The sequence below is a fragment of the Variovorax sp. 05L425 genome (genome assembly GCF_056397705.1).
Map to the genome: position 1 here is coordinate 1 of NZ_JBFTNY010000088.1, position 375 is coordinate 375.

Genomic DNA, 375 nt, shown 5'->3' on the forward strand with positions numbered 1-375 from the left:
GGCTGTCGACCGCCAGCTTGCCCGAAGCCACGCCGCTCAGCACACGTGCACCATCTGTGCCGGTGAAGTCCACCGACATGCCGCCCGTGTCCTTGGCCACCGTGATGTGGCCGCTCGTCGCGTCCTGCTTCACCAGGCCAACGCTGCCGTCGTCCAGTTGCTGCGTCAGATTCGTCACCGAGTTCTCCACGTTGTTCACGCGGCCATCAATGGAGGCAATCTTCGTCGTGTTGGCCTGCACGTTCTGGTTGGTCGCAAACAGCTGCGAACCGTTCACCGCCTCCTGGCTGTCGACCGCCAGCTTGCCCGAAGCCACGCCGCTCAGCACACGTGCACCATCTGTGCCGGTGAAGTCCACCGACATGCCGCCCGTGT

1 pseudogene is annotated in these 375 nt (G+C 64.3%); it reads right to left on the minus strand.

Features of this window, described 5'->3' with window-relative positions:
• Window positions 1-375 (minus strand): annotated as a pseudogene (locus AC1DN9_RS30100) (beta strand repeat-containing protein); the annotation flags it as partial.